Origin of the sequence: Micromonospora sp. LOL_025, assembly GCF_048060285.1 — a bacterium.
Classification (GTDB): Bacteria; Actinomycetota; Actinomycetes; order Mycobacteriales; family Micromonosporaceae; genus Micromonospora.
The window spans coordinates 10,972-28,491 of the sequence record NZ_JBHMIR010000021.1 but is presented as its reverse complement, the minus strand read 5'-3'; the positions used below and the strand labels follow the sequence as shown (position 1 = coordinate 28,491).

Sequence of the window (17,520 nt, the reverse complement as noted above, 5' to 3'; positions counted from 1 at the left end):
ACCGGCGGCGCGCGGTGCCGGCCCCGGCCGTGGACCGCCGTCGGGCGGGACCGGCGTCGATCGCCGGACGCGAGCCCGGGCCGGGGTGTCGCGGCGCGGGTACGGTGGGGTGCATGGCGCAGTTCGTGGACTGGGATCTGGCCGCCGCGACCGCGGGGGCACTGAGCAAGTCGGGCCCCCGGGTGTCGTACGCCGAGGCCACCGACGTGGTCGCTGAGCTGCGGCGGCTGACCGACGAGGCGGCCGGGCACGTCGCGGACTACACGGGCCTCCGCTCGCAGGTCTCGCACCCGCCGGTGCGGGTGGTGGACCGGCGGGACTGGGCGGCGACCAACATCGCCGGGCTGCGCGAGGTGATCACCCCCCTGGTCGGCCGGCTCACCAAGGACAAGCAACCGGGTGCGCTGACCGAGGCGATCGGCTCCCGGGTCACCGGCGTGCAGGCCGGCACCGTGCTGGCGTACCTCTCCGGCCGGGTCCTCGGCCAGTACGAGGTCTTCTCCGCCGACCCGGGCCAGCTGCTGCTGGTCGCGCCGAACATCGTCGAGGTGGAGCGCAAGCTCGGGGCCGACCCGCGGGACTTCCGGCTCTGGGTCTGCCTGCACGAGGTGACCCACCGCACCCAGTTCACCGCCGTGCCGTGGATGCGGGCGTACTTCCTCAGCGAGGTGCAGGCCTTCGTGGACGCGTCGTCCAGCGGCGGCGAGCACCCGCTGGAGCGGCTGCGCCGGGGCGTGGCCACGCTCTCGGACGCGGTGAAGGACCCGGAGAGCCGTACCAGCGTGCTGGACATCGTCCAGACCCCGGCGCAGCGGGCCGTGCTGGACCGGCTCACCGCGCTGATGACCCTGCTCGAGGGGCACGCCGAGTTCGTCATGGATGGCGTCGGCCCCCAGGTGGTCCCGAGCGTCGAGCAGATCCGGGCGGCGTTCAACCGGCGCCGGGAGGCCGGCAACCCGCTGGAGAAGGCCATCCGCCGGCTGCTCGGCATCGAGGTCAAGATGCGCCAGTACGCCGAGGGCCGCAAGTTCGTGCACGGCGTCGTCGACCGGGTCGGCATGGCGGGCTTCAACAAGATCTTCGCCTCGCCGCTCACCCTGCCCCGGCTGGAGGAGCTCGGCGACCCGGACGCCTGGGTGACGCGGGTGCACGGGCCGGTCGGCCCGGCCCCGACCGTCGGCTGACCGTACGCCCGTGGCCGCGCTCGCCCCGCCGGTGGCCGCGATCCGGGTCGCGGTCCGCCGCGCGCTTGCCGACCTGCCGTCCGGGGGACCGGTGCTGGTCGCCTGCTCGGGCGGCGCGGACTCGCTCGCGCTGGCCGCCGCCACCGCGTTCGTGGCGCCCCGGTTAGGTCGCGCCGCCGGCCTGGTGACGGTCGACCACGGCCTCCAGGAGGGCTCGGCGCGGCGGGCCGCGGCGGTGGTGACCTGGGCCCGCGAGGTCGGCCTGGCCCCGGTCGAGTCGGTACGCGTGGAGGTGGCCGGGCGACCGGGCGGGCCCGAGGCGGCCGCCCGCGAGGCCCGCTACCGGGCGCTCGCCGAGGTGGCCAACCGGCTCGGGGCGGCGGCCCTGCTCACCGGGCACACCCGCGACGACCAGGCGGAGACCGTGCTGCTCGCGCTCGCCCGGGGCGCCGGCCCGCGCGGGCTGGCCGGGATGCCCGCCAGACGGGACCTCGACGGGGTGCCGCTGCTGCGCCCGCTGCTGGAGGTCGGCCGGGAGCAGACCCGTACGGCGTGCGCGGTGCTCGGGCTGAGCCCCTGGGAGGACCCGCACAACGCCGACCCGTCGTACGCCCGGGCCCGGGTCCGGGCCGACCTGCTGCCCGCCCTGGTCCGCGCGCTCGGGCCGGGGGTGCTGGACAACCTGGCCCGCACCGCCCGGCTGGTGGCGGCGGACAACGCCGTCCTCGACGAGCTGGCCGCCGCCGCGCTGGCCGACGTCCGCCACCCGGACGGCGGCCTCGCGGTGCGGGGGCTCGCCGATCTCGCGCCCGCGGTACGCGGCCGGGTGCTGCACGCCTGGGCCCGGGAGTTGGGCGCCCCGCCCGCCGCCCTGTCGTACCGGCACGTGACCGCACTGGACACGCTGGTCACCGGCTGGCGGGGGCAGGGGGCGGCGCACCTGCCGGGCGGGCTGCGGGTGCTCCGCCGCGACGGCCGGCTCGCCGCCATCGGCCCCCGCTGATCCACTCTCCGGAAACGGGGGCCCGTTCCGGGGCCGCGGGATCCGCCGGGAGGCGGTAGACATGGCGCATGGCGTACCCCCGACAGCCGCTCTTCGCGCCGCACGGCGCGGTGGCGACGAGCCAGCCGCTGGCCGCGGCGGCCGGCCTGGCCGTGCTGCGACGCGGCGGCAACGCGGTCGACGCGGCCCTGGCCACCGCGATCACCCTGACCGTGGTGCAGCCCCCCTCCAACGACATCGGCGGCGACCTGTTCGCGATCGTCTGGGACGGCGAGCGGCTGCACGGCCTCAACGCCTCCGGCCGGTCTCCGGCGGCCCTGACCCGCGAGCTCGTGCTCGCCGCGACCGGGGGGCGCGGCGCGGCTCCGGTCGACTCCCTGGGCGGCGCGCAGCGGGCGGGGGCGGCGATGCCCGCCCGGGGCTGGCTGCCGGTGACCGTGCCCGGCGCGCCGGCCGGCTGGCGCGACCTGCACGACCGGTTCGGCTCGCTGCCCTTCGCGCATCTCTTCGCCGACGCGATCGGCTACGCCGAGCACGGTCACCCGGTCTCCCCCGGCGTGGCGGGGATCTGGTCGCGCGCGCTCGCCGCGCCCGGCCCGGCCGGTGCGGAGTTCGCCGAGTTCGACCGCGTGTTCGCGCCCGGCGGCCGGGCGCCCCGGGCCGGGGAGCGCTGGCGTAACCCGGACGCGGCGCGGACCCTGCGGCTGATCGCCGACACCGGGGCGGAGGACTTCTACCGGGGCGGGATCGCGGAGGCGCTGGCCGCGCACGCGGCCCGCACCGGCGGCCTGCTCACCGGGGACGACCTGGCCCGGCACGCCTCGACGTGGGTGACCCCCGTGTCCGCCCGCTACCGGGGCCACGAGGTCTGGGAGCTGCCGCCCAACGGGCAGGGTCTGGCGGCGCTGCTGGCGCTGCACATCCTCGACGGGGCCGACCTCGCCGGGCTGCCGCTCGCCGAGCGGCTGCACCGGCAGATCGAGGCGATGAAGCTCGGCTTCGCCGACGCGCACGCCCACGTCGCCGACCCGGAGCGGGTGCCGGTGCCGACGCAGGCGCTGCTCTCGCCGGCGTACGCGGCGGCCCGCCGCGCGCTGATCACCGAGCGGGCCGGGGAGCCGACCGCCGGCGACCCGGAGCGCGGCGGCACGGTCTATCTCTGCACCGCCGACGCCGGCGGCATGATGGTCAGCCTGATCCAGTCGACCTACCTGGCGTTCGGCTCCCGCGTCGTGCTGCCCGGGCACGGCTTCGCCCTGCAGAACCGGGGGCTCGGGTTCCGCCTCGACCCCGCCCACCCCAACGTGGTGGGGCCGGCGAAGCGGCCCTACCACACGATCATCCCCGGCTTCCTGACCCGCGACGGGCGGCCGGTGGGCCCGTTCGGGGTGATGGGCGGGCACATGCAGCCGCAGGGTCACGTGCAGCTGGTCTCGGCGACGCTGGACGGCGGGCTCGACCCGCAGGCGGCGCTGGACGCGCCGCGCTGGTACTGGCATGCCGGCCGGTCGGTGCTGGTCGAGTCGGAGCTGGTCGCCACCGCCGAGGGGCGGGCCGCGGTCGCCGAGCTGCGGGCCCGGGGCCACGAGATCGCGGTCGCGGAGGAGCCGGGGGTCTTCGGGCACGGGCAGGCGATCTGGCGGCTGCCGGACGGCGGCTACGTCGTCGGCTCGGAACCCCGGGTGGGCGGTGGGATGCTCGGCTGGTGACCGGGCCTCCGGCCCCGCGACCGGCCCGGGGGCTCAGGTTCCCACCCGGTCGCGGAAGGTGGTCCGGTAGGTGTGCGGGGTGGCGCCGACCCGGCGGGCGAAGTGGTGCCGCAGCGCCGCCGAGTCGCCGAAGCCGGCCCGGTCGGCGACGGCCTCGACGCTGAGCCCGGTCTCCTCCAGCAGCCGCCGGGCCAGCAGCACCCGCTGGTTGGTCAGCCAGTCGTGCGGCGTGGTGCCGGTCTCGGCGCGGAACCGCCGGGCGAACGTGCGCGGGGACATCTCCGCCCGGGCGGCCAGCTCGTCGACGGTGACCGGGCGGTCCAGGTGCCCCATCAGCCATTCCAGCACCGGCTCCAGTGTCGGCGCCTCGGGGGTCGCGGGGATGGGCGCCTCGATGTACTGCGCCTGCCCGCCGTCGCGGTGCGGGGGGACCACCATCCGGCGCGCCAGCCGGGTGGCCGTCGCCGAGCCGTGCTCCTGGCGGATCAGGTGCAGGCAGGCGTCGATGCCGGCGGCCGTGCCGGCGCTGGTGAGCAGCCGGTCGTCCTGCACGTAGAGCGAGTTGCACCGGACCCTGGCGGTCGGGTGGCGGCGTTGCAGTTCGTCGACGTACCGCCAGTGGGTGGTGCACTCCCGACCGTCGAGCAGGCCGGCCTCGCCCAGCACGAACGCGCCGGAGCAGACGCTGAAGACGTACGCCCCCCGGTCGGCGGCGCGGCGCAGCGCGGCGAGCACCGTGGCTGGCACGACGGTGCCGTGGTGGGCCGGGACGGCGACCAGGTCGGCCTCCTCCATCGGGCCGAGGTCGGCGTGCGGGGTCAGGTGGAAGCCCGACGAGGTGCGGACCGGGGCCCCGTCGGGGCTGCACACGTGGAAGCGGTGGCCGGGGAACCCGTCGGCGGTGCGGTCGGTCCCGAAGACCTCGGCGAGGACCCCGAGTTCGAAGGTGGCGACCTGGTCCAGGACGAGTACCGCGACGGATCTGAGCATGTGACGAGGGTAACCGCACGGATGGCAGGAAATCGAGGTGCAGTGGCATTCCTGCCACTGTCCGGGCGATGGTGGCCGGCGGAGACTGGTTCCAGTCCGGTGCGCACCGGCGGCGGAAACGACACCAACCACGCGAAAGCGAGCGCCGCCATGGAGATCCTGCTCTTCCTCTTCTTCTTCGTCGTCCTCGCCCTGGCCTCGGCCGCCGGCCTCACCGCCGACAGCCGGGACTCGGCCGACTGGAAGCCGTCCGACGACGGCCGCCGCTGGCGGTCGCGTGCCTGCTGAGGTGGATCGCGGCCTTCGCGAAGTTCGTCCGGCGTGGGACCGCGCCCAAAAGGGGCGGCCCCGCCGACGGAGGCCATCGGGCGTACGGCAGGCTAGGAGCCATGGCTGACGGCTCCTGGTACGACGCCGACATCGACCACGTGATCATCTCTGAGGCGCAGATCCGCGAGAAGACCGCGGAACTCGCCAAGCAGGTCTCGGCGGACTACGCCGACGTCGATGACGGGCTCCTGTTGGTCTGCGTCCTGAAGGGCGCGGTGATGTTCATGGCCGACTTCGCCCGGGCGCTGGGTCGCAGCGGGCCGCCCGCCGAGCTGGACTTCATGGCCATCTCCTCCTACGGCCAGGGCACCACCTCCTCCGGCGTGGTCCGCATCCTCAAGGACCTGGACCGGGACATCGCCGGCCGGCACGTGGTCGTGGTCGAGGACATCGTCGACTCCGGCCTGACCCTGTCCTGGCTGCTGCGCTACCTGGAGTCCCGCTCGGCCGCGAGCGTCGAGGTGGTCGCGCTGTTCCGCAAGCCGGACGCGGTCAAGGTGCCGGTGCCGGTGAAGTACGTCGGCTTCGACATCCCGACCGAGTTCGTCGTCGGCTACGGCCTCGACTTCGGCGAGCGCTACCGGGAGCTGCCCTACGTCGGGGTGCTCAAGCCCGAGGTGTACGCCCGGTCCTGAGCCCTCGCCGGGCTCCCGTCACATCGGCACCGGTCGAGCGGACGTTCAGCGGGCTCTCAGCGAATCGGACTACGGTAGAGGCCGGTGGCGTGGAGGCACCCTCCACGCCCGACCCCTCGCACCGCGGGACCGGGCGGACGGGAGGCCGGGCGCGGAGCTCCCGTCACGCCGGCTGACCCGGTTCGCCCTACGCGTAATTGTTGGGCTCGCAGGCGCGTTCCGCGCGCGCACGATGATCGGATCGTGCGTGATCGCGGGGTTCGCAAGCTCGCTCGGTGCGCGCACAGCTGTTCCCTTTGTGCGCTACTGCGGGGCTCGCAAGCTCACTCCTCGCGTGCACGGTGTACCGTCGAATGACCGCGGCGCGGCAGTTTCGTGCCTCGGGGTCGAGCCGGCCCGCACGGCGGCTCCGGCCGCCGCCGCAGGCGGCGACACCATCAGACGGTCAGGACGTCGATCAGGAGGATGCGGGCGCCTCGGCGCTCGACAACAGCATGGAACGTACGCGTTTCTTCCGCCGACCGGTGGTCTGGATCATCCTGGTCATCCTCGGCGCCGTTGTGCTCAGTCAACTGTTCACCGCTGGTCCCAGCTACCACCGGGTGGACACTTCCGTTGCGCTCGACCAGCTCAACAAGGGCGGCATCGACAAGGTCGTCTTCCAGGACAAGGAGCAGACGCTCCAGCTCGACCTGAAGGACAAGGCCAAGTTCGGTGACACCGACACCGACCGGATCGAGGCGCAGTTCCCCTACGAGGTCGGCGACGAGGTCTGGAACGAGGTCCTCGAGGCCAAGGCGAACAACCGGGTCACCGGCCCGGCCGACGCCAAGGTGTCGTCCGACAGCATCTGGGTGAGCCTGCTGGTCAACCTGCTCCCGATCGCCCTGCTGGTGCTCCTGCTGCTCTTCTTCATGTCGCAGATGCAGGGCGGCGGCTCCCGGGTGCTCAACTTCGGCAAGTCCAAGGCGAAGATGATCACCAAGGACACGCCGAAGACCACGTTCGCGGACGTGGCCGGCGCCGAGGAGGCCGTCGAGGAGCTGCACGAGATCAAGGACTTCCTGCAGAACCCGGCGAAGTACCAGGCCCTGGGCGCCAAGATCCCGAAGGGCGTCCTGCTCTTCGGCCCGCCCGGCACCGGTAAGACGCTGCTGGCCCGCGCCGTCGCCGGCGAGGCCGGGGTGCCCTTCTACTCGATCTCCGGTTCGGACTTCGTGGAGATGTTCGTCGGTGTCGGCGCCAGCCGGGTCCGCGACCTCTTCGAACAGGCCAAGGCGAACGCCCCGGCCATCGTCTTCGTCGACGAGATCGACGCCGTCGGCCGCCACCGCGGCGCCGGCATGGGCGGCGGTCACGACGAGCGCGAGCAGACCCTCAACCAGCTGCTCGTCGAGATGGACGGCTTCGACACCAAGGGCGGGGTCATCCTGATCGCCGCCACCAACCGGCCGGACATCCTCGACCCGGCGCTGCTGCGCCCGGGCCGCTTCGACCGGCAGATCCCGGTGGACGCCCCCGACATGGAGGGCCGCAAGGCGATCCTGCGGGTGCACGCCAAGGGCAAGCCGTTCACCCCCGACGTCGACCTCGACGCGGTGGCGCGGCGCACCCCGGGCTTCAGCGGCGCCGACCTGGCCAACGTGATCAACGAGTCTGCGCTGCTCACCGCCCGCAAGGACCAGCGGGCGATCACCAACGACTCCCTGGAGGAGTCGATCGACCGGGTGATCGCCGGTCCGCAGCGCCGGACCCGGGTGATGAGCGACCAGGAGAAGAAGATCACCGCGTACCACGAGGGTGGGCACGCGCTGGTCGCCTGGGCGCTGCCGCACGCCGCGCCGGTGCACAAGGTGACGATCCTGTCCCGCGGTCGGTCGCTGGGCCACACCCTGGTCCTGCCCACCGAGGACAAGTACACCCAGACCCGCGCCGAGATGGTCGACACCCTGGCGTACGCGCTGGGTGGCCGGGCCGCCGAGGAGCTGGTCTTCCACGAGCCGACCACCGGCGCCGGCAACGACATCGAGAAGGCCACCCAGCTGGCCCGCGCGATGATCACGCAGTACGGCATGAGCTCCAAGCTCGGCGCGATCAAGTACGGCACCAGCGGCGACGAGCCGTTCCTCGGCCGCAACATGGGCCACGAGCGGGACTACTCCGACGCCGTCGCCGCCGAGATCGACGGCGAGATGCGGGCGCTGATCGAGCTGGCCCACGACGAGGCCTGGGAGATCCTGGTGGAATACCGGGACGTCCTGGACAACATCGTGCTGGAGCTGATGGAGAAGGAGACCCTCTCCACCGCCGACATGGCCCGGATCTGCGCCCGGGTGGCCAAGCGGCCGCCGATGGCGCCGTACAACGGCTTCGGCAAGCGCCAGCCCTCCACCGAGCCGCCCGTGCTCACGCCGGCGGAGAAGGACGCGCTGAAGGTGCAGGCCGAGGCCGACGGCGCCCAGGCGACGGTGGGCGGCGGCACCTCGAACAACTCCAACAACTCCAACAACTCGGACGGTACGCACTGAGCACCGACCCGACGGCCAGTTCCCGGCAGCACCGGGAACTGGCCGTCTCCGCGACCGAGCCGGACGGCGACGACACTCTCGACTACGTCGCCGCGCGACTGATCAGCGGCAAGCTCACCGGTCGGCCCATCGAGGAGACCATGGACCTCGGGCGGATCGAGAAGGCGGTCCGCGAGATCCTGATCGCCGTCGGGGAGGACCCGGACCGCGACGGGCTCCAGCAGACCCCGGCCCGGGTGGCCCGCGCGTACGCCGAACTCTTCGCCGGCCTCCGGGTCGACCCGGCCCAGGTGCTCAGCACCACCTTCGAGGCCAACCACGAGGAGTTGGTGCTCGTCCGGGACATCGACGTGATGAGCCTGTGCGAGCACCACCTGCTGCCGTTCCGGGGCAGCGCCCACATCGGCTACATCCCGGGACCGGACGGCCGGATCACCGGCCTGTCCAAGCTGGCCCGGCTGGTCGAGGTCTTCGCCCGCCGGCCGCAGGTCCAGGAGCGGCTCACCTCGCAGATCGCCGACCTGCTGATGGAGCGGCTCGCGCCGCGCGGCGTGGTGGTGGTGCTCGAGTGCGAGCACATGTGCATGGCGATGCGCGGCATCCAGAAGTCGGGTGCCAAGACCATCACCTCGGCCGTGCGGGGCACCCTCCAGCGCGACGCCAAGTCGCGCGCCGAGGCGATGGCGCTGATCATCCCCCGCTGACCGCGACAGACCGGCCGGCCGAACCCACACCCGGGTCGGCCGGCCGTCGCTCTGTGCGGTGGTGCTCAGCCGGCCAGCATCGCGAGCAACAGGCCCGCGCTGACCAGCACCGCCGGGACCAGGCACACCAGGGCACCGAGCCGGGCCGTGCGCTCCACCCGGCCCTCCGTCGGCGGGGGAAAGAGCCGTCCGACGCCGATCCAGCCCGCCACGAACGCCACCGCCGGCATCGGCAGCCCGCAGACCAGCGCGGCCACGCTGGCCGCCCCGGTGCCGGTCGCCACGAACAACGCGACCTGGATCGCCGGCACCAGCAGGGCCAGGGGCCCGTACACCAGCAGGTTCCGCAGGCGCGGCGGCCAGGCGGCCAGGCGGGGCAGCCCACGCGCGGAGAGCGTCGCGTCCGCGGCGTCCGCCCGGCCCCGGGCGGCGCGCAGCGCGGCCAGCACCGCCGCCGGCCCGCCCGCCATCGCCCGGGCCGCCTCGGTCAGCTCCGGCGGCGTCGGGACCAGCGAGATCGGCGGTACGCCCCGCTCGCGCAGTCGGGCCTCCTGCGACGCCAGCCGGGTGCGTACGGCGGTCAACTCCTCGCGGGCGGCCTGCACCGACCGGGCCTGCTCGCCGGCGGCGGTGGCCGCGTCGCGGCGCACCCCGTCGAGCTGGCGGGCGGCGGCGAGGTACTCGGTCCACGCGGCGCGCACCGGATCGACGCTACCGACGCTTCCCGCCGGCCCGGCCGTGTCGGCGTGTTCCGGCGTCGGATCTGTGCTGGGACGCTGCCGCCCCGGCGCGACGTGCCCGGTCGTGGTCCGTGCCCCGCCGCGGGTCATCCGGGCTCCTCCTCGCCGAACGGGACCAGCACGGTGCCCTGCTCGCCGGGGCCGTCCCAGAGCACCGCCCGGCCGGGGCGGGGCCGCCACTGCACCTGCCGGCCGAAGACCGACGCGAGCTGCGCGCCCGGCAGGTCCACCACGGCCACGGCGGCGAGCTTGTCCACCTCGCCCTCGGGTTCGAGCAGCGCCGCGAACGACGGCACCGTCCGCCAGCGGCCCAGCAGGTGCCGGCCGCCGGGCGGTCCCTCCCGCAGCAGCGCGCGCAGCCGCTCCGGGGGCAGCTGCTCCGGCGTCGGCACGTCCAGTCCGAAGACCACCAGGTAGGCCGGCGCGGCGTCGTCCACGGCGGCGAGCAGGCCCGCGCCGTCCACCGTGTCCACCGGATGCCGCCCGGCCAGCTCGGCCGCCAACGCCTCGGCCAGCGGCCGGCACTCCTCGTCCGGCGCGGCGAGCACGAAGCGGGCGGCCCCCGGCGCGTGGTGCGCCGCCGCGCTGCGCGCCGCGGTGGCCAGTAGCCGGGCCGCCTCCGGGCCGGGACCGAGCACGGCCAGGTTACGCCCCGGGGCCGGCCCGAGCGACACCGCGACGGTGGTCCGGGGCACGTCCACCGCCCGGCCGAGCAGGGCTGCGGGACCGGGTGCCTGCCCGGCGAGCGCGGCCCGGTGCCGGGGATCGTTGCGCAGCAGCGGGCGGGCGTAACCGGCGAAGACCACCGGCGGGGTGGTCCCCTCCGGGCGGGCCGACCAGAGCCGGTGCCGCAACTCCTCCACCGTGTCGGGGTGGTCCTGCGGGTCCGGGAACCGGACCATCCGCTCGTGCCCCCGGGTCGCGCCCCGGGGCCCGCCGAGCCCGCCGGCGGTGTTCACCACCGCGCTGCCCACCGGCAGCCCCGCGGCCGAGTCGTTCGTCGGCTCCAGCACGGCGCCCCCGCCGGGCAGCGCCACCCGCACCGGGAACTGCCCCAGCACCGAGTCCCGGTCCGTACGCGAGCCCAACCCCAGGTCGCCCTCGCCGGCCAGCACCAGGTGCACCCCGTACGCGCGCCCGGTGCGGGCCAGCGCGTCCAGCCGGGCGGCGGCGTCGGCGGCCAGCCGGTCCCGCTCGGCGAAGAGCAGCGGAAGGTTGTCGAGCACGCACACGATCCGGGGCATGGTTCGGTGCTGCCGCAGCTCGGCGAAGCGCTGCCCGCCGGCCCTGCCGCCCGCCTCCTCGCGCCGGCGCACCTCCGCCACCAACTCGTCCAGCAGGCTCAGCACGTACTCGCGGTCGGCGGCCATCGCGGCGGCCCGCACCTGGGGGATCCACGACCGGTCGCGCTCGGTCTGGAGGAACTCCACGAAGGACTCGGCGTCGGCCAGATCCGCCAGGTAGAGAGCCAGCTCGTCGGGACCGTACCGGGCGGTCAGGCCGAGCAGCGCGGTGGTGAGGAACGTGGACCGGCCCGCGCCCGAACGGCCGCTGACCAGCCAGTGCGGCGTCAGCTCCGTGAAGCCGAGCGACACGGGGCGGCCACCGGCATCCCCGACGGTCGTGGTCAGCCCGCCCACCCCGCTCGCCGTCCACAGCTCCTCGTCGGCCGCCGGCAGCAGATCGGTGAGCGCCAGCCGGGAACCCGCCTCCACCTGCGCGGCCAGCCGGCGGCAGACCGCGTCGACGAGTTCGGCCGGCGGATCCGCCTCGATGAATACCGGCGAGTTCAGCCCACCCGGCGGCTCGGCGCCCGGGCCGGCGAACGACCCGCCCGGCGGGTCACCCAGCAGCGCGTACGCGGTGCGGACCGCCAGCGTCGTCGCCCGCGGCAGCGGCTCCCGGTCGCCCGCCGGAGGCCAGCCCGCCACCACGAGGTGCAGGCCGGCGGACCGGCCCGGCTCGGCCAGGCCCTCGATCCGGGCCAGGTCGGTGGCTCCGGTCGACTCGGGCAGGGCGGCGATCACCAGCAGCAGCGTCCGGTCGTGCCGGCGTCGCCCGCTCGCCCCCGGCGCCACCCACTGCTCGGCCTCGGTGAGCACGGCCCGCAGCCCCGCCACGTCCACCGCCGTGGGCGGCAGCAGGCCCGCGTCCGCGAGCGGCGCGAACGGCGCGAGGGCCGTGCCGGTCGCGTCCACCGCGCGGACCAGCAGCGCCCCGGCCGGGGTCGCCGCCAACAGCCGCAGCAGTACGCCCCGCAGCAGCCCCGCCACCCGGGGATCCCGGGCGTCCACGTCCACCGAGAGGTGGCCCGTGCCGAGCAACGGCACCAGTGCGGGGAACCGGGCGTCGTCCAGCGGTGCCGCCGTACCGACCCGGACGAAGGGAGGCGGCCCCTCACCGGCCGGTGTGGTCGGTGCCACCGTCTCTAGGGGAGCGCCCGCCCAGCCGGGGGCCAGCACCGCCGCCGCGGACCTGAGCCGGTCGGCCAGCTCGTACTGGCGGCGCTGGTCGGCGGGGACGGGCCGGGTGTCGTCGAGGACGCACGCTGCGGCGGTCGCGGTGGCGGCGGCCTGCCTGTGCAGGGCGGCGGCGCGGTTGGTGCGTGCCTTCGGACCGGCCACCGCGTCCACCCCCTCTGCCCGAGGTCGGCAACCCCTCCCCGCGCAGAGACCGTAACCCAGCCGGGCCGACTCGTCCGGGATGCGCGGCGGCACTGCGCCGGGGATGTCGTGGATCTCACCGATGGGGAGTGGTCCGTCACGATCCGCTGGATCTGGGGCATTGGGTCTACCGGGTCCAGCCGCTAGCCTCAGAGGGTGGAATCAGTGCAGCCCCCCGCCGGTTCCCAGGTTTCCCGCGTACCGGCGCAACGGCCCCCCTCGGACCACCTGGCGCCGCCCTCGCCGGCCCCGGCACCGGAGCGGCCACGGCGGCGGCTGCGCACCGTGCTCACCGTGGTCACGAGCGTCGTCGTGGCACTCTGCCTCGGCGGGGTGGCCGCCGGATACGTGCTCTACAACCGGGCCGCGGCACCCGACCGCAGTGCGCCCGACGTGGTGGTGGACAACTACCTCCGCGCCTTCCTCGTGGACCGCAACGACACCCGCGCCAACCTCTTCACCTGCGAGGGAAACGGCGATCGGGCTGCGGTCTCCGGGCTGCGCAGCGAGATCGAGCAGCGTGAGGCCAACTTCGACGTCGTTGTTAAAGTCAGTTGGGGGCCGCTCACCCGAACCGAGACGAGCGAGGGTGAATCAGTTGCCACGACGCTCACGATCTCTGGCTCAGCTAACGGCCAGCCCCGCAGCAGCAGGCGTGAGGACTGGGTGTTCGACGTGGTGGAACAGAATGAAGGTTGGCGGGTCTGCAGTGGCCGTAAGGCTGGCTGAGCGTCATTCGACCCAGAGCAGATGCACCGGGACCTCAAGTGTGGTCGGTGACTGGCCCCGCCAGGCCCAGCGGTACCACTCCACCTCCGGAGTCACCCGGACGCAGATGTCGCCTTCCGCGCCCGAATAGGTCTCGGTGACGGCCCGCAGGTCCCGGTGCTCGACGGAATCCACGACGTGCACCACCCGGCGACCCGTGACGGCGTCCGACTCGAAGACCGGGGTCGGCATGCGATGCGCCGGGGCGTCCAGTGAGACCAGGCGGACGCCCGGCTCGCGATCCACCGACGCGTCCGGCCGCCGGGCCCCCACCGTCTCCACCCAGACCCGCTCGACCGGGACCAGCGGCGCGAAGACCTCCACCTGATCGGACTCCGCCCGGTACCACTCGTGCTCGGGGATGACCGGCACGTAGGTCCGGCTGCCCTGCACGACCCGGTCGTCGGCCCGGAGGTCACCGCGCCAGCCGAGCCCGGGCAGGCCGACCAGCACGCGCTGCCCCCGAAGCTCGACGCGGCCGGTGGCCGGCACGATCTCGATCGGTCGGGGCGGTCGGGGCGCCCAGTCCGGATGGTCGGCGAACGGGTCGGGAAGCGGCTCGTTCATGACGGCGAGCGTCTCATCCCGCGCCCTTGAGGGGCGCGCCGCGCGATCGCATGAACGGCACCGGGTCGATGGCGCCCTCGCTGCTCCTGTCCCCGTCCTCGTGCACCTCGAAGTGCAGGTGCGGACCCGAGGAGTTGCCACTGCTGCCCACCTCGCCGATGACCGTGCCGGCCTCGACGAGTTGGCCGACCTTGACGCGGGGTTTGCTGACCATGTGGCAGTAGCGGGTGATGAACCCGCCGGCGTGCAGGACGTCGACGAACCAGCCGCAGCCGCCCTTGTTCGGCCAGCCGTCGACGTCGCAGGTGCGCCGGCCGCGATTGTCCGGGTCGCAGCGGGACACCAGGACGCGTCCGGTGGCGGCGACGCGGATGTCGGTGCCCTTCGGCGCGGCGATGTCGACCCCGTTGTGCCTGGGGCGGCTCGCGGTTTGGAAGCCCGAGCCGACGCCGCCGGGTATGGGAGCCGTCCAGCCGGAGGCGGCGATCTGCCCGGCGGCGGCGCGGTCGCACGCCTTCCTTCCGTTGACCAGCGCGATCCGGGCGGCCCCGCCGGCCAGCGCGTTGACGATCCGGGCGGCCGTGTCCTCGTGCTTGGCGTATGCGTCCGGGAAGGCGCTGATCTGCACCGCCTGGGCGGCCCGGGTCAGCGACATCGTCTCCCAGCCGGGCACCTTGACCAGCTTCTCGTAGAACTTCCGGGCGGCGTACTCGGGCGTCATCCGCTGCGCCACGGTGCCCCAGCTCGCCCTCTGCTGGAACAGCCCGACGGAGTCGTGGTCGGCGCCGACGCCCTCGTTGGGCAGGTCCTCGGACTCGCCGACGGTCCGGTTCGCCAGGTTGCGCAGCCGGGACTCCTGCATGGCGGTCGCCACGGCGATCACCCAGCCGCGCGGCGGCACCTTCATCTCCTGCCCGACCTTGATGATCCGGGCGGCGTTGCGTAGCTGGACCTGCCCGTATCCCGACATCCGGGGTATCTTGCCGCGAACATCGACCCGGTAGTCCTCCTTGCAGTCCATGCTCACCGCCGTCATGGAGTCTGCGGAGTCGCCGCCGAGTTCCGTGAGCAGGAAGGCGCCCGCGCCGCCGGTGCAGCAGAGCAGGGCGAGCGTCGCCGTCAACGCGGCGGCCAGTGCGCCGAGTCGGAGCTGTCGACCGCGGGGCCGCGTCCCGTCGCTCATTTCTGCTCCCAGTCCACCGCGTCCACCAGCCACCGCCCCTCGGGCGCCACCAGTTCGAGGCGGAGCCGTCCCGTGTCGAGCGGAACCAGCACCTCGACGAAGTTCTCGGCCCGGGGCTGAAGCGTGACGTCGCCGTCGACCTGACCGGCCGGAACCCCGGACGGGTCGACGCCGGCCAGCTTGTCGGTCAGGACCGGGGTCGACAGGGGACGCAGGCCCTCCTGCCACCGCTGCGCCGTCATGCCCGGCTTGCCGAGCCAGGCGGCGACGAAGCGCTCAGCGGTCTGCTCCGGCGTGAGATCGCCGGGTCGGGTGACCGGGGAGGGGGGAGCGCCCGTGGAGAACGCCCCGTCGTCGCCGGCGGTCGGGTCGACCGTCGTGATCGGTCGGTCGGGGCGGTTGCTGAGCCCGGAGGTGGGATCGCCCGGCCCGGACACCAGCCGCGCCGCTCCGATGATCCCGAACACGAGGACGGCGATGCCGATCGCGACGCCGAACCGGGACCGGAGCACCCGGGTGACCAGGAATTCGACCGCCCGCCGCACCGCACTCACCGCGCCTCGGACCGGATCCGGGGAGTCGTCCGGTCAGGTTCGCGTTCCACGGACCCGGGACGGTAGATGACGAACGAGGGGTTCTCGTCCGGCACGTCCGGCTCCGTCCAGGTGGCCGGCTGCCGCCGTCGGGGGCGGGGCGCGACCGGGCGGGAGGTGCCCCGTTCCTCGGACGGCGCCGCCTTCTCGGCGGCCGATTCGCGGCCGTCGGGCCGCTGCCGCTCCTCCCCACCGGGGTTGGCGGCCTGCCCACCGCGGGTGGCGGCGTGTGCCGGATCCTCCCGCCGGGCCTCGGGCCGGAGGGTGCGCTGCTCCGCCACGACGGCCCGACGCCGGCCCATCGCCGGCTCGGCCGTGCCGCCGGGCTCAGCGACGTCGAGCCGGGCGGCGGTGCGCATGTCCCGGAAGAAGCGCCGGTGCCACGAGCCGGCCGAGCTGACCGCCTCGCTGCTGTCCTTGCCGCCGAGCTGGGTGATCCTCCGGTAGGGACGCAGCAGCAGCCAGCCGACCACCCCGCAGAGCCAGACCAGCACCACCTGGAGCCAGCCGGGCAGGGTCGGCGTGCTCATGATGAGGTCGACCGCGAAGAGGTAGATGGCGGCACCGGTGCCGAAGATGGCGATGTTGAAGACGGCGGCGACCACCGCGTTCGCCAACCGCCGCAACCCGGCGCTGGCCGGGCGCATCAGGCCCACCGTGCCGAGGATCGGCGCGGCGATCACCGCCCAGCGGAAGATCAGGAAGCCCAGCAGCACCAGCAGCGAGGCGGTCAGGTCGAACATCGCGAAGAGCACGGCGGCCAGCACCGCGATGAACCCGGCACCGACCCGGTCCATGTCCCGGATGCCCTGGAGATACTCGTACGCCTCCGGGTCCTCGGTCTCGATCTGCTGCGCGACCCGCGCCCACTGCTGCTGCTTGGCCTTGATGGTGGCCTCTCGCGTGGCCGGGTTCGACCGGAGCTTCGCCGCCTCCTCCCAGGAGAGCGACTTCGCGTCGTAGAGGGCCGGACCGTATTTCTTCGCCGTCTCGCTGTCCGCCGAACCGAGCACGCCCCGCAGCCAGTTGCGGTAGAGCATGGCCTCCGTCGCTGTGTCACTGGCCCGCACGGCGGGCGGACGGTTGTCCTTGCACGCCTCCGGATTCGGGTCATCACACTGGCTTGGAGGGGTGTCCTTGGTGGCCGGGCCGACCGCGTCGTGGACCACGCCCAGGGTGGTGACGAGGGTGCCGTCGGCGATGTTGGCCGACTTGACCGGCCAGGCGGCCAGGGCGGTCACCGCCACCATCACCAGCAGGGCCCAACCCGCCGTGGTCATCGCGTTGCTCATGTCGGACTGGCGAGAACGCCAGAGCAGGTACAGGCCGACCACGCACAGGGTGACGATGCCGAAGACGCTGAACACCTTCTGGTAGACGGCCTTGGTCGCCTGGTCCACCAGCGGGTCGGCCCAGCCCCACATCGAGCGCGGGTCCCAGGCGCGTTCCCGCAGCGCGTTCGAGGCGCCCACGATCGCCGTGGCGATCATGAACTCGCCGTTGGCCACCGTGTTGGTGAACTTGTAGTCGGGGTGCAGCACCGCGGTCGCGCAACCGCTGTCGACGTCGTACGTGGAGTAGCTGTATCCGGCGTAGCCGTAGTCGCTGTAGAAGCCCTTCGGGCCTGGCTTCGTGGCCGATTCCGGTCGTGATGCGAACCAGCCGGCGAGCCCGGAGTCGGGAGCGCCGGGGGTCGGGGCGTTCCGGCACTTGACCTCGGAGTCGGCGACTTCCTTCAGCTTGGCGACGCAGGCGCGGAAGTCGGCCTGCCACTCCGGGGTGGTGCAGAGGTCGGCCTTCGCCTGGGCGGTCAGCGGTGCGGGGGCCGCCGTGGCGCCGACGGCCGGCCAGCCGATCGTGGCCCCGGCGAGTACGCCGACCGCGAGCAGGAACGCCGCCAACCGTGCCCGGGCCCGCGCCATG

15 protein-coding genes are annotated in these 17,520 nt (G+C 74.2%); 8 read left to right on the top strand and 7 right to left on the bottom strand.

Going from position 1 to position 17,520, the window contains the following annotated elements:
- Window positions 1-113 precede the first annotated feature (113 nt).
- From ACFHW0_RS22845 to ACFHW0_RS22835, 3 genes are all read left to right on the top strand, one after another.
- Window positions 114-1,184: a zinc-dependent metalloprotease gene (locus tag ACFHW0_RS22845; protein WP_416610635.1), complete on the top strand. Its 1,071-nt coding sequence runs from the start codon at window positions 114-116 to the stop codon at window positions 1,182-1,184.
- Between the two features lie 10 nt (window positions 1,185-1,194).
- Window positions 1,195-2,187 carry a tRNA lysidine(34) synthetase TilS gene (gene tilS / locus ACFHW0_RS22840; RefSeq protein ID WP_416610633.1) on the top strand — a complete coding sequence of 331 codons (993 nt, stop codon included), beginning with the start codon at window positions 1,195-1,197 and terminating at the stop codon, window positions 2,185-2,187.
- 68 nt (window positions 2,188-2,255) lie between these two features.
- On the top strand, window positions 2,256-3,896 hold the full coding sequence (locus ACFHW0_RS22835; protein ID WP_416610631.1) for a gamma-glutamyltransferase family protein: 1,641 nt from the start codon (window positions 2,256-2,258) through the stop codon (window positions 3,894-3,896).
- Between the two features lie 33 nt (window positions 3,897-3,929).
- Here the strand turns inward: ACFHW0_RS22835 and ACFHW0_RS22830 are convergent, their stop codons facing one another.
- Window positions 3,930-4,886, bottom strand: a complete 957-nt coding sequence (locus ACFHW0_RS22830) for a GlxA family transcriptional regulator (protein ID WP_416610630.1) — start codon at window positions 4,884-4,886, stop codon at window positions 3,930-3,932.
- Window positions 4,887-5,036: 150 nt separating this feature from the next.
- Between ACFHW0_RS22830 and ACFHW0_RS22825 the strand changes: the two genes are divergently transcribed.
- The 4 genes from ACFHW0_RS22825 to folE all read left to right on the top strand — a co-directional run bounded on the left by ACFHW0_RS22825 (window position 5,037) and on the right by folE (window position 9,083).
- Window positions 5,037-5,174, top strand: coding sequence for a hypothetical protein (locus tag ACFHW0_RS22825; RefSeq protein WP_199729671.1), 138 nt, complete (start codon window positions 5,037-5,039; stop codon window positions 5,172-5,174).
- Between the two features lie 101 nt (window positions 5,175-5,275).
- Entirely contained in the window at window positions 5,276-5,851 is a 576-nt protein-coding gene (hpt, locus tag ACFHW0_RS22820) for a hypoxanthine phosphoribosyltransferase (protein ID WP_366643717.1), read from the top strand.
- A gap of 494 nt (window positions 5,852-6,345) precedes the next feature.
- Complete coding sequence (gene ftsH, locus ACFHW0_RS22815; protein WP_416610628.1) at window positions 6,346-8,379, top strand: ATP-dependent zinc metalloprotease FtsH; 2,034 nt, start codon at window positions 6,346-6,348, stop codon at window positions 8,377-8,379.
- 38 nt (window positions 8,380-8,417) lie between these two features.
- Complete coding sequence (gene folE / locus ACFHW0_RS22810; RefSeq protein ID WP_357722686.1) at window positions 8,418-9,083, top strand: GTP cyclohydrolase I FolE; 666 nt, start codon at window positions 8,418-8,420, stop codon at window positions 9,081-9,083.
- A 65-nt stretch (window positions 9,084-9,148) separates the two neighbouring features.
- On the opposite strand, the gene ACFHW0_RS22805 is transcribed toward folE, so the two are convergent.
- Both ACFHW0_RS22805 and ACFHW0_RS22800 read right to left on the bottom strand, forming a co-directional pair.
- The gene (locus ACFHW0_RS22805) at window positions 9,149-9,913 is read right to left on the bottom strand and encodes a hypothetical protein (protein WP_416610626.1); all 765 of its coding nucleotides are present in this window, start codon (window positions 9,911-9,913) and stop codon (window positions 9,149-9,151) included.
- Entirely contained in the window at window positions 9,910-12,456 is a 2,547-nt protein-coding gene (locus tag ACFHW0_RS22800) for an FtsK/SpoIIIE domain-containing protein (RefSeq protein WP_416610624.1), read from the bottom strand. The genes ACFHW0_RS22805 and ACFHW0_RS22800 overlap by 4 nt, the downstream gene beginning before the upstream one ends.
- Window positions 12,457-12,651: 195 nt before the next feature.
- Here ACFHW0_RS22800 and ACFHW0_RS22795 point away from each other — a divergent pair, with 195 nt between their 5' ends.
- Window positions 12,652-13,215, top strand: a complete 564-nt coding sequence (locus tag ACFHW0_RS22795) for a hypothetical protein (protein WP_416610733.1) — start codon at window positions 12,652-12,654, stop codon at window positions 13,213-13,215.
- Between the two features lie 3 nt (window positions 13,216-13,218).
- On the opposite strand, the gene ACFHW0_RS22790 is transcribed toward ACFHW0_RS22795, so the two are convergent.
- From ACFHW0_RS22790 to ACFHW0_RS22775, 4 genes are read right to left on the bottom strand one after another with little or no spacing between them, the layout of a single operon-like run.
- Window positions 13,219-13,821: a hypothetical protein gene (locus ACFHW0_RS22790; RefSeq protein WP_416610622.1), complete on the bottom strand. Its 603-nt coding sequence runs from the start codon at window positions 13,819-13,821 to the stop codon at window positions 13,219-13,221.
- Between the two features lie 13 nt (window positions 13,822-13,834).
- The gene (locus ACFHW0_RS22785; RefSeq protein ID WP_416610621.1) at window positions 13,835-15,004 is read right to left on the bottom strand and encodes a M23 family metallopeptidase; all 1,170 of its coding nucleotides are present in this window, start codon (window positions 15,002-15,004) and stop codon (window positions 13,835-13,837) included.
- Window positions 15,001-15,558, bottom strand: coding sequence for a hypothetical protein (locus ACFHW0_RS22780; RefSeq protein ID WP_416610619.1), 558 nt, complete (start codon window positions 15,556-15,558; stop codon window positions 15,001-15,003). The genes ACFHW0_RS22785 and ACFHW0_RS22780 overlap by 4 nt, the downstream gene beginning before the upstream one ends.
- Complete coding sequence (locus ACFHW0_RS22775) at window positions 15,555-17,519, bottom strand: MFS transporter (RefSeq protein WP_416610618.1); 1,965 nt, start codon at window positions 17,517-17,519, stop codon at window positions 15,555-15,557. The genes ACFHW0_RS22780 and ACFHW0_RS22775 overlap by 4 nt, the downstream gene beginning before the upstream one ends.
- Between the last annotated feature and the right edge of the window lies 1 nt (window position 17,520).

Excerpts from the sequence above, each read along its gene's own strand:
- ACFHW0_RS22845 (WP_416610635.1), top strand. The coding sequence starts at position 114 with ATGGCGCAGTTCGTGGACTGGGATCTGGCCGCCGCGACCGCGGGGGCA.
- hpt (WP_366643717.1), top strand. The coding sequence starts at position 5,276 with ATGGCTGACGGCTCCTGGTACGACGCCGACATCGACCACGTGATCATC.
- ACFHW0_RS22825 (WP_199729671.1), top strand. The coding sequence starts at position 5,037 with ATGGAGATCCTGCTCTTCCTCTTCTTCTTCGTCGTCCTCGCCCTGGCC.
- ACFHW0_RS22790 (WP_416610622.1), bottom strand. The coding sequence starts at position 13,821 with ATGAACGAGCCGCTTCCCGACCCGTTCGCCGACCATCCGGACTGGGCG.
- ACFHW0_RS22830 (WP_416610630.1), bottom strand. The coding sequence starts at position 4,886 with ATGCTCAGATCCGTCGCGGTACTCGTCCTGGACCAGGTCGCCACCTTC.
- ACFHW0_RS22775 (WP_416610618.1), bottom strand. The coding sequence starts at position 17,519 with ATGGCGCGGGCCCGGGCACGGTTGGCGGCGTTCCTGCTCGCGGTCGGC.
- ftsH (WP_416610628.1), top strand. The coding sequence starts at position 6,346 with ATGGAACGTACGCGTTTCTTCCGCCGACCGGTGGTCTGGATCATCCTG.
- ACFHW0_RS22785 (WP_416610621.1), bottom strand. The coding sequence starts at position 15,004 with ATGAGCGACGGGACGCGGCCCCGCGGTCGACAGCTCCGACTCGGCGCA.
- ACFHW0_RS22835 (WP_416610631.1), top strand. The coding sequence starts at position 2,256 with ATGGCGTACCCCCGACAGCCGCTCTTCGCGCCGCACGGCGCGGTGGCG.
- ACFHW0_RS22805 (WP_416610626.1), bottom strand. The coding sequence starts at position 9,913 with ATGACCCGCGGCGGGGCACGGACCACGACCGGGCACGTCGCGCCGGGG.